Raw genomic sequence first — 8,858 nt, forward strand, 5'->3', positions numbered from 1 at the left:
GGCCTAAAGAAGGAGAATGGATGATGGCTCCAGAAATAAAAGTGACTCTGAAAAAGAGCGGAATTGGTCGTAAGGCTTATTTCACTCAAGTACTTAAGGGGCTCGGCTTGACCAAGTTGCATCAGACCGTGGTTCTTAAGGATACTCCTGAGATTCGTGGGATGATCAACAAGGTCTCCCATATGGTCCTCGTCGAAGAGTGATTCAATAAGGAAGAATTGACATGGATTTAAGTAATCTGCAACCGGCCTACGGTTCTACAAAAAATAGAAAACGCATTGGACGGGGCCCCGGATCTGGAACCGGCAAGACCGCCGGCAAAGGTCACAAGGGACAAAAGGCCCGTTCGGGTGGTAGCGTGAAGCCTGGTTTCGAGGGCGGACAAATGCCTCTGCAGCGCCGCCTCCCCAAAAGAGGGTTTCGGTCGCTTAACAAGAAAGTCTATGCCTTGGTCAATCTTAAGGATCTTGAGGTCTTTGAGGCTGGTTCGGTTGTCGACCTTGAAGCTTTTGGCAAGGCTCGCCTTGTGACCGATGTCTGCGACGGCATCAAGATTCTTGGCGACGGTGAACTTACCAAGGCCCTGACTGTAAAAGCCCACAAATTCAGCAAGTCCGCCGCGGAGAAAATTGCAGCCGCAGGCGGCAAAGCCGAGGTTATTTAAATTGATATCCAGCATCCAGAACATCTTCAATATTCCTGAATTAAGAAGACGGATTCTCTTCACCCTTGGAATGCTGGCTGTCTATCGTGTGGGCTGCCATGTGCCTACTCCCGGGGTCGATGCCCAGGTTCTCGCCAATTTTTTCGAGGGGACCCAGGGAACCCTGCTTGGCCTGGTTAGCGCCTTTACAGGTGGGGCCCTCGAAAGGATGACGGTTTTTGCACTGGGTATCATGCCCTATATCAGCGCATCCATCATCCTGCAGTTGTTGACCGTGGTCTTTGAGCCGGTCGAAAGGCTGTCAAAAGAGGGTGAGCAGGGTCGAAAAACCATCACCAAGTGGACGCGCTACGGGACCATTGTCTTGTCGGTCATTCAGGGGGCCGGGATTGCCGTTGGTTTGCAAACCATGCGTGGTCCAGCCGGTGAACTTGTAGTGCCTAATCAGGGGATGGGTTTCATTTTGCTCACGATCATCACCCTGACGGCGGGTACTGCCTTTATTATGTGGCTGGGTGAGCAGATTACCGAACGGGGCATCGGCAATGGCATCTCACTAATCATCTTTGCCGGTATCGTGGCAAACATGCCATCTGCCATTGTCAACAGTGCCCGGTTGTTCAACACCGGTGAACTGACCATGTTCATGATTCTCCTGATCCTTGCAGTCATGGTTGCGGTGGTGGCAGCCATTATTTTCATGGAGAGGGGGCAAAGGCGGGTGCCGATCCATTACGCCAAGCGTGTAGTCGGCATGCGTAATTATGGCGGCCAGACGAGTCACCTGCCTCTCAAAGTCAACATGAGTGGCGTCATACCGCCAATTTTTGCCAGCTCTATTATCATGTTTCCCGCAACTGTCGCTAACCTGGTGGATGTGCCCTGGGTTCAGACCGTTGCTGCCATGATGACCCCGGATCACTGGCTCTACAATGTTTTTTTCGTTGCATTTATAATTTTCTTTTGTTATTTCTACACGGCTGTGACTTTCAACCCAGTGGATGTCGCGGATAATATCAAGAAGCAGGGTGGCTATATTCCTGGTGTGAGACCTGGAAAGGCGACTGCCGAGCACATTGATACAGTGCTTAGCAGGATCACCTTTGCCGGGGCCATTTATGTTTCCGCCGTGTGTGTATTGCCGACAATCTTGATTGGGCAGTTCAATGTGCCATTTTATTTTGGCGGGACTTCGCTTTTGATTGTTGTGGGCGTCGGTCTCGATACGGCTTCCCAGATTGAGGCACACCTTATCTCTCGCTCCTACGAGGGCTTTATGAAGGGTGTCACCATCAAGGGACGCCGTGGTTGATTCAAGGATTTGACAAGATGAAACTAATTCTACTTGGGCCCCCCGGCGCTGGGAAGGGTACCCAGGCTAAAATGCTTACGGAGCGGTACCGGATTCCTCAGATTTCTACCGGCGATATTCTGCGTGCGGCAGTAAAAGAGGGGACACCCATGGGAGTGAAGGCCAAGGGTTATATGGACGCTGGCGGTCTTGTTCCTGATGAGGTTGTTGTTGGTATAGTACGGGAGCGGTTGCAGCAGTCCGACTGTCAAAACGGGTTTATTCTTGATGGCTTTCCCCGTACGGTTGCCCAGGCCGATGCCCTTAATAGCACTTTGGCGGATTTGGACAAAAATCTCGATGCGGTTATTTCGCTCGAGGTTGACCCTGAGGCTCTCGTAGAACGTTTGACCGGTCGTCGGACTTGCCGCGACTGTGGTCGCGGTTTTCACGTCACCTTTGATCCTCCCGCGGTTGCTGGCAAATGTGATGCCTGTCAGGGTGAGCTTATTCAGCGTGATGATGACAAGGAAGAGACCATTCGTAAGCGGCTAGAGGTTTATCGTGCTCAAACTGAACCTCTTGTCGCCTACTACCGGTCCGCCGGCTTGTTGAGCGCTATCGATGGTATGCAGGATATTCAGGTTGTGAAAAACAAAATTCTTGCCGTGCTCGCTGCGAAGTGACGTGATTAGTATCAAGACTCAGCAGGAACTGGTTCTCATGCGTGGAGCCGGGAAGATTGTTGCCGAGATACTGGCGGTACTCAAGGAATACACCAGGCCAGGTATCACAACTCTTGAGCTTGATGAGCTGGCTGAGAGAGAGTGTAAAAAACGAAATGTAAAAGCCGCCTTCAAGGGGTATGGCGGTTTTCCTTATACGATTTGTGCCTCGCCTAATGAAAAGGTGGTCCACGGGTTTTCTAGTCGGGAACCACTGCAGGAAGGCGACATCCTGAGTATCGATTTCGGTGTCTTGTATAAGGGCTTTTATGGAGATGCCGCCATTACTCTGCCAGTTGGCCTGATTGACGACGAGGCCATTCGGCTTCTTGAGGTCACTGAAAAGTCACTGCAGAAAGGTATCTCCGCCGCCGTGATCCACGGGAGGTTGACGGATATCTCCCATGCAGTCCAGGTGTGCGCCGAAGGCGAAGGCTTCAGCGTTGTCCGAGAATTCGTCGGTCATGGTATCGGTCGGCAGTTGCATGAAGATCCTCAGATCTCGAACTTTGGGGCCCCCGGACAGGGGCCAAAGTTGAAGGCTGGCATGACCTTCGCCATCGAGCCCATGATCAACATGGGGCTTCCGGGGGTTAAGATACTTGATGACGGCTGGACGGCGGTTACTGTCGACGGCAAATTGTCGGCTCATTTTGAACATACTGTCGCCTTGACAGATAATGGTCCAGAAATTTTGACAGCTTTATAGGTCGAAGAGCTGCCTGGATATAAATAAACCCAGGTCTGGTCTGACGTTTTTGATACTTCATTTTCAGTAAAGGAACACACGATGAAAGTCCGAGCTTCGGTTAAGGCGATCTGCGATAAGTGCAAAGTGATCAAGCGTAAAGGCATTGTCCGGATCATCTGTGAAAATCCCAAGCATAAGCAGAAACAAGGTTAAGGTATTAGGAGGAAAAGACATTGGCACGTATTGCTGGTATCGACTTACCGAGAAATAAGAGAAGTGAGATTGCCCTCACCTATATTTATGGTATCGGCCGATCCTCCTCCCAGGAGATTCTTGCCAAAGCTGGGGTGGATGGAAATACTCGGACTGATGACCTGACTGAGGCAGAAGTTGCCAAAATTCGTGAAATCATCGACCGCGAATATCGGGTTGAAGGTGATCTTCGCCGTGAGATCTCCATGAACATCAAACGGCTGATGGATCTTGGTTGCTACCGCGGTCTTCGGCACCGACGCGGGCTTCCTGTTCGTGGACAGAAAACCAAGACCAATGCTCGCACCCGGAAAGGTCCTCGCAAGACTGTCGCCGGCAAGAAGAAATAACTGGAGGAAGCATGGCTAAGCCAGGAAAGAAAGTCGTCAGAAAAAAAGTAGAAAAAAAGAACATCGCCAATGGGGTTGCGCATATTCAGGCAACTTTTAACAATACAATTATCACCATTACCGATCCTGCCGGAAACGTCATCTCCTGGTCGACCTGTGGTGCTAAAAACTTCAAAGGCTCTCGTAAAAGCACGCCTTTCGCGGCCCAGGTTGCGGCTGAGGATGCGGCCAAGAAAGCCATGGAGCATGGTATGCGAAGCCTTATTGCTTACGTAAAAGGGCCCGGGTCTGGTCGCGAATCCGCCCTGCGCGCCTTGCAGGCTGCCGGGCTCAACATCACGATGATTAAAGATGTGACCCCGATTCCCCACAACGGCTGCCGGCCGCCCAAACGCAGAAGAGTCTAAACGAGATAAGGAGGACGAACGTTGGCTAGATATACAGGTCCTGTCTGCCGCTTGTGCAGGAGAGAAAACGCAAAACTGTTCCTCAAGGGGGACAGATGCCATACGGATAAGTGCTCGATCGAGCGCCGCAACTACGCTCCCGGCCAGCATGGTCAGGGGCGCACCAAGGTAACGGACTACGGTACCCAGCTGCGCGCTAAACAGAAAGTCAAACGTACTTACGGGTTGGTTGAAAAGCAGTTTAGGGCCACCTTTGACAAGGCGGACCGAATGAAGGGGGTTACGGGTGAAAACCTCCTCATGTTGCTTGAAAGACGACTGGATAGCATGGTATACCGCATGGGTTTCGCCACTTCCCGTAATGAGGCGCGCCTGCTGGTCCGCCAGGGTCATTTCCTCGTCAATGGACGCAAGGTCAATATTCCTTCGTACCTTGTGCGTGTCGGCGATGTGGTTGAGCTCAAAGAAAAAAGTCGGAAAATCGTTCGTATCAATGAGGCGTTGGATGGCGTGATGCGCCGCGGTATTCCCTCCTGGGTTGAATTGGAGCGGGATGCTTTCAAGGGTACCGTTAAGACCTTGCCCGTGCGTGAAGAGATGACCACCCCTGAATTCCAAGAACACCTCATTGTCGAACTGTACTCCAAGTAATTTTATCTTGGCAGTCCGCTGATGTAACCTCATTACGGAGGATACGAATGTATAAAAACTGGAGAGATCTCATCAAGCCTAAGCGCCTCCAGATTGAGTCGGACAGTCTGACCGATACCTACGGGAAGTTTTATGCTGAACCATTCGAGCGCGGTTTCGCAACTACTCTCGGGAACTCTTTGCGTCGTATTCTGCTCTCCTCCTTGCAGGGGGCAGCTATCACCTCGGTCCGTATCAAGGGGGTTCTGCACGAATTCTCGACTGTTCCTGGGGTAACCGAGGATGTGACCGACATCATTCTGAATCTCAAGGGAGTCCTTCTGAATCTTCACGGGAATGAGAGTCGCAATATCCGCATCGTAAAAAAAGGTGCTGGTGTTATCACTGCTGGTGACATCATTACTGATTCTCAGGTCGAAGTTCTTAACCCCGAACACCATATTGCCACTTGCTCTAAAGAGGCCGATGTGGAGATGGATATGGTGGTTGCACTTGGCAAGGGGTATGTTCCGGCCGAGCGCAATCGGGATGAGCGGGCTCCCGTAGGAACCATTCCCATTGACTCCATCTTTTCACCGATCAAAAAGGTGAATTTTACGGTGGCCAATGCCAGGGTGGGGCAGATCACCGATTATGATAAACTCACCTTGGAAGTTGCGACTGATGGCAGTGTGAGGCCTGATGACGCGGTTGCCTATGCGGCCAAGATTTTGAAAGAACAGCTTCAGATTTTCATCAATTTTGATGAAAATCTTGAGCCAGCCGCGCAGGAAGTAGCTGAAGAAGGCCGTAAGATTAACGAAAATCTCTACCGCAGTGTCGATGAGCTGGAGTTGTCTGTTCGTAGCGCCAACTGCCTTAAAAACGCGAACATCCATCTTATCGGTGACCTGGTTCAGCGCAGTGAAGCGGAAATGCTTAAAACCCAGAATTTTGGCAGAAAATCTCTGAATGAAATCAAAGATATTCTGGCTGAAATGGACCTGACACTGGGTATGAAACTGGAGAATTTCCCGGATCCCGAATATCTCAAGATGATCCAAAAGGGGAGCGAAGAAGAATAGTTTCTCCTTCCGAGGAATAAAGAAGAAAGGACCAGAAAACAATGCGTCACAATAAATCTGGAAGACGGCTTGGCCGCAACTCCAGCCACCGTTCGGCCATGATGCGCAATATGGTGACCTCTCTCATTATGCATGAGAAGATCACTACTACGGATGCCAGGGCCAAGGAACTTCGCAAGATCGCCGAGAAGATGATCACCCTCGGGAAGCGAGGTGACCTGCATGCCCGTCGTCAAGCTCTCGCTGTTATGCGCGAGCGCAAGGCGGTCGCCAAACTTTTTGATATGGTAGCGCCACGTTACAAAGATCGGCCCGGTGGCTATACCCGTATCTTCAAGGTCGGCAGTCGTCTTGGGGATAACGCACCGATGGCGATTGTCGAACTGGTGGAAGAAGAGTTTACCTCTCGTCCTCGTAAATCCGCCGCTGCTCCTGCTGCCCCAGCGGTAAAGGCAGAAGAAGTGGTTTCGGAAGAGGCTGTTGCTCCCCAAAAGGGAGAATCCGAAGAGGAAAAGGCCTAAGGGCCTCGAATAATGCGAATGGCAATAAAGGGCAAGGAGTYRACTCCTTGCCCTTTGTCGTTTAAGTTAATCGAAAATACCGGGAGGCTCGCGTCTTGACGGTGGTTCTGGTTTCGTGCTAGTTTGTTCCACCTTTTTCCCTTGGAGTCCCGATGTATTATCCTTCTTTGGAACAGTTCCGTTCTCTGACCCGAGAAGGCAATCTTATCCCTGTCTGTCGCGATATTCTCGCCGATATGGAAACACCTGTTTCCGCCTTTCGGAAAATTGATGATGGCCAGACTTCCTTTCTGCTCGAAAGTATCGAGGGAGGAGAAAAGTGGGCCCGATACTCCTTTTTAGGGAGCGGTCCCGCCAAGGTTTTTCGCTCTAGTGGACGTCATTTCGAGATTCTGGAGGGAAGTTCTATCCTCCGCTCTGGCGAGACCTCGGACCCTCTCAGTGAGCTCCGCCAATTCCTGGAGCCTTATCGACCCGTAGACCTGCCTGAATTGCCACGTTTCTTCGGTGGTGCTGTCGGCTATCTTGGGTACGACATGATTCGTTTTATCGAATCCCTGCCGGATACCAATCCCAAATGCATTGGCGCTGCTGACTCCTGCTTTATGCTGACGGAGCAGTTGCTCATTTTTGACAATATGCGTCAGAAAATTAAGGTTGTCTGCAATGTTCACGTGCAGCCCGGAGAGGAGGCCGATGTCGCCTATCGACGTGGCCTTGCCGGCGTTGATGCTCTTATAGACAAGCTGCGAGTTGGCTCAACGCCGCGGACGGCAAAATCCGTCGTTGCAGAAAGCGCGATGGAGGCCAATTTTCCTGCCGGTGCCTTCCAGGCCGCTGTTGACCAGTGCAAAGAATATATTCGGGCTGGCGATATTTTCCAGGTGGTGCTGTCACAGCGTTTTTCCGGCGCTCTGGTCTGCGACCCCTTCGACATCTACCGCGCTCTACGTACGATCAATCCTTCCCCGTATATGTTTTTTCTTAGGTTCGGCTCCACCATGGTGATAGGCGCCTCTCCGGAAGTCCTTGTCCGTAAAGAAGAGGATCGCATCGAAGTGCGCCCCATTGCCGGGACCAGACCCAGAGGGACTACACCTGAAGAAGACAGGCAGCTTGAACAAGAATTGCTTAGCGATCCCAAGGAACGGGCTGAGCATATCATGCTGGTCGACCTTGGGCGCAATGACGTGGGCCGCGTCTCCCGTCCTGGTACCGTTGAGGTCAGTGAGTTGATGGTGGTCGAACGCTATTCCCATGTCATGCACATCGTTTCCAACGTCCGAGGACAACTGGAGAAGGGGCGGGATGCTTTCGACGTTTTCCGGGCGGCTTTTCCGGCCGGGACCCTGTCCGGAGCACCCAAGATTCGAGCCATGGAGATAATCGATGAACTCGAACCCTGTCGACGCGAGATATACGGCGGGGCGGTCGGTTACTTTTCCTTTTCGGGCAATATGGATATGGCTATTGCCATCCGTACCCTGGTCGTGCATGAAGGCAAAATCTATCTGCAGGCTGGCGCCGGCATTGTGGCTGACTCGGATCCCGAGGCTGAGTATCAGGAGACAATCAACAAAGCCATGGGGGTTCGCAAGGCGATTGACATGGCCTGTGGAGGTCTGGACTGATGCTGCTGATGCTGGACAACTACGATTCTTTTACCTACAACCTTGTCCAGTATCTGCAGGAACTGGGGGCTGAGGTGGTCGTGCGCCGCAACGACCAGATTACTGTTCAGGAAATTGCTGCCCTCAAACCCCGCCGTATCGTTATTTCTCCTGGCCCCTGCTCCCCGACCGAAGCGGGTATTTCGGTTGAATTGATTAAAACGCTGTCGGATTCCATCCCCATGCTCGGAGTGTGTCTGGGGCATCAGTCCATCGGCTATGCTTTCGGTGGCAAAGTGGTCAGGGCTACTGAGCTTATGCACGGAAAGACCAGCCTGATACGACATGACAACAGTGGCGTCTTTGCCGGGCTTTCCAATCCTTTCGTGGCCACCCGTTATCATTCCCTTATCGTTGAGCGAGAGAGTCTGCCTGATTGTTTGCGCGTGACCGCCTGGGTGGATGACGGCACCATCATGGGACTCGAACACCGTCAACGGCCCCTGTGGGGAGTGCAGTTCCACCCCGAGTCCATTCTGACGGCCGAGGGCAAGACGTTGCTTGCCAATTTTCTGAAAATGACCTGATCAGAGGACGATTCCGGGGGATACAAAAGATTCCCCTGTTTCAGT

13 protein-coding genes are annotated in these 8,858 nt (G+C 51.9%); all 13 read left to right on the forward strand.

Annotated elements, in window-relative coordinates; translation table 11 throughout:
- Positions 1–23 precede the first annotated feature (23 nt).
- Positions 24–203: a 50S ribosomal protein L30 gene (gene rpmD, locus MJO47_RS08475; RefSeq protein WP_155876842.1), complete on the forward strand. Its 180-nt coding sequence runs from the start codon at positions 24–26 to the stop codon at positions 201–203.
- A 20-nt stretch (positions 204–223) separates the two neighbouring features.
- Positions 224–664, forward strand: coding sequence for a 50S ribosomal protein L15 (gene rplO, locus MJO47_RS08480; protein ID WP_253960703.1), 441 nt, complete (start codon positions 224–226; stop codon positions 662–664).
- A 1-nt stretch (position 665) separates the two neighbouring features.
- Entirely contained in the window at positions 666–1,976 is a 1,311-nt protein-coding gene (secY, locus tag MJO47_RS08485) for a preprotein translocase subunit SecY (RefSeq protein ID WP_253961855.1), read from the forward strand.
- Positions 1,977–1,993: 17 nt separating this feature from the next.
- Positions 1,994–2,641 carry an adenylate kinase gene (locus MJO47_RS08490; RefSeq protein ID WP_253961856.1) on the forward strand — a complete coding sequence of 216 codons (648 nt, stop codon included), beginning with the start codon at positions 1,994–1,996 and terminating at the stop codon, positions 2,639–2,641.
- Between the two features lies 1 nt (position 2,642).
- Positions 2,643–3,389: a type I methionyl aminopeptidase gene (gene map / locus MJO47_RS08495; RefSeq protein WP_253960704.1), complete on the forward strand. Its 747-nt coding sequence runs from the start codon at positions 2,643–2,645 to the stop codon at positions 3,387–3,389.
- A gap of 81 nt (positions 3,390–3,470) precedes the next feature.
- Positions 3,471–3,584, forward strand: coding sequence for a 50S ribosomal protein L36 (rpmJ, locus tag MJO47_RS08500; protein WP_155876834.1), 114 nt, complete (start codon positions 3,471–3,473; stop codon positions 3,582–3,584).
- A gap of 20 nt (positions 3,585–3,604) precedes the next feature.
- Positions 3,605–3,973 carry a 30S ribosomal protein S13 gene (rpsM, locus tag MJO47_RS08505; protein WP_253960705.1) on the forward strand — a complete coding sequence of 123 codons (369 nt, stop codon included), beginning with the start codon at positions 3,605–3,607 and terminating at the stop codon, positions 3,971–3,973.
- 11 nt (positions 3,974–3,984) lie between these two features.
- Positions 3,985–4,380: a 30S ribosomal protein S11 gene (gene rpsK / locus MJO47_RS08510; protein ID WP_253960706.1), complete on the forward strand. Its 396-nt coding sequence runs from the start codon at positions 3,985–3,987 to the stop codon at positions 4,378–4,380.
- A gap of 21 nt (positions 4,381–4,401) precedes the next feature.
- A complete protein-coding gene (gene rpsD / locus MJO47_RS08515; protein WP_253960707.1) occupies positions 4,402–5,031 on the forward strand; it encodes a 30S ribosomal protein S4 in 630 nt (209 codons plus the stop codon).
- 47 nt (positions 5,032–5,078) lie between these two features.
- A complete protein-coding gene (locus MJO47_RS08520; RefSeq protein ID WP_253960708.1) occupies positions 5,079–6,095 on the forward strand; it encodes a DNA-directed RNA polymerase subunit alpha in 1,017 nt (338 codons plus the stop codon).
- Between the two features lie 41 nt (positions 6,096–6,136).
- Positions 6,137–6,616 carry a 50S ribosomal protein L17 gene (gene rplQ, locus MJO47_RS08525; protein WP_253960709.1) on the forward strand — a complete coding sequence of 160 codons (480 nt, stop codon included), beginning with the start codon at positions 6,137–6,139 and terminating at the stop codon, positions 6,614–6,616.
- 152 nt (positions 6,617–6,768) lie between these two features.
- The gene (gene trpE, locus MJO47_RS08530; RefSeq protein ID WP_253960710.1) at positions 6,769–8,247 is read left to right on the forward strand and encodes an anthranilate synthase component I; all 1,479 of its coding nucleotides are present in this window, start codon (positions 6,769–6,771) and stop codon (positions 8,245–8,247) included.
- Positions 8,247–8,813 carry an aminodeoxychorismate/anthranilate synthase component II gene (locus MJO47_RS08535; RefSeq protein ID WP_253960711.1) on the forward strand — a complete coding sequence of 189 codons (567 nt, stop codon included), beginning with the start codon at positions 8,247–8,249 and terminating at the stop codon, positions 8,811–8,813. The genes trpE and MJO47_RS08535 overlap by 1 nt, the downstream gene beginning before the upstream one ends.
- Positions 8,814–8,858 lie beyond the last annotated feature (45 nt).

Origin of the sequence: Desulfuromonas sp. KJ2020, assembly GCF_024197615.1 — a bacterium.
Taxonomy (GTDB): domain Bacteria; phylum Desulfobacterota; class Desulfuromonadia; order Desulfuromonadales; family SZUA-540; genus SZUA-540.